The 1,410-nt window shown below is 67.0% G+C and carries 1 protein-coding gene; it reads right to left on the reverse strand.

Annotation, left to right across the window (positions count from 1 at the left end):
- Nucleotides 1–1,410 (reverse strand): condensation domain-containing protein (locus ACZ516_RS33855; RefSeq protein ID WP_469013622.1); only part of this gene is annotated, 1,410 nt, incomplete at both ends.

Raw genomic sequence — 1,410 nt, forward strand, 5'->3', positions numbered from 1 at the left:
GGGGGCAGGACACTGGTCAGGGCACTGCCGTGGGGGTTTGCGGCCATGGCTTCCAGGACGGTGCGGTACATCGCGGCCAGGCGCTCGGCGTACTCACGGGTCAGCACATCGGTGCCAGTGGCGAGATAGATCGACCCGCCGATGGCCGAGACGTTGAGCGCGAACTCGTTGGGCGCGGCGTGGAACTCCGCTTGGACGTCGACCTGGTCACTGTCCATCTGGTGGAAGTCGAGGTACTCGAAGACCACGCTGATCAGCCGCTCGGACCCGGCCCCCCGCTGGATCGCGGGCAGGGGGTAGCGGCGGTGACTCCACACCTCCGTCTCTCGGGTGAAGGCCTGCTTGACCAGTTCGAGCCAGGTGCCGGGCATGGCACTGGTCCGGAAGGGGACGGGCAGGGTGTTGAGGTGCATGCCCAGGACCTTCTCGGCACCTGCGGCTTCCAGACGACCGTGGGTGACCAGCCCGACATGGAAGGCGTCCTCGGTGGTGAGCGCGCTCATCACCTTCAAGTGCGCTGCAAGGAAGACGCTCTTCAGTGAGGCACCGGCCCGCCCGGCCAACGCCCGCAGTCGTTCCTCCAAGTCCGCGTACGGCACCTCCGCGCGGTGCGGCTCACGCGGCTGCTCGGAGTCACCCCATGCCTCGGGCAGGGTGATGGGGGCGTGGGTGTCGGTGATGTCCTGCCAGTACCGCTGATCGTCCGGGTCGTTCAGGGAGTCCAGTTCGGCGGCGATGAAGTCGGCATAGCGGACGACCGGGGCCTCATGGGTGGGCGGTTCCTTGCCGTCGCGCAGGGCGGCGTACACCTCCAGCAACTCCATGGTGAGGCTGTGCATGCTCCACCCTTCGGTGGCTGCATGGCAGTGCGTGAAGCACAGCCGCCAGGCATCGTCGGCCTCCAGGTAAGCGCCGACCCGCAGCAGCGGGGCTGCGGTGATGTCGAACCCGGCGGCCCGCTCTTCGGCCAGTACACGACGGCCGAACGCATATCGCTCCTGCTCGTCCAAGTGCCGGATGTCCTCGACCCGGACTGGGACCTCGGCACTCGCGTGCACGATCTGGAGGGGCTGGGCGTAGCCGGTCAGGTGAGTGGAGGTACGCAGGATGTCGTGCCGGTCAACGACCACCGCCGCGGCCTGCCGGAACGCGTCGGCGTCGAACGACTGCGGATCCGGAATCCGGTAGAAGCTGACGTCGAGGTAGTTGCGCTTCTCCTCGTCGGCCAGCATTTCGACGAGCATGCCGGTCTGGATTTGGGAGAGCGGGTAGGCGTCGACGGCGTCGGCTGGCAGCGCGGCCTGGTCCGTCTCGCTGATCAGTGTGAAGGGTGGGATGGGGGTGAAGTGGTTTTCTTCGGTGGTGGGTGTGGTGTGTGTGGCGAGTTGGTTGATGGTGCGGTGTTCGAAG

The sequence above is a fragment of the Streptomyces sp. NPDC034037 genome, assembly GCF_055575715.1.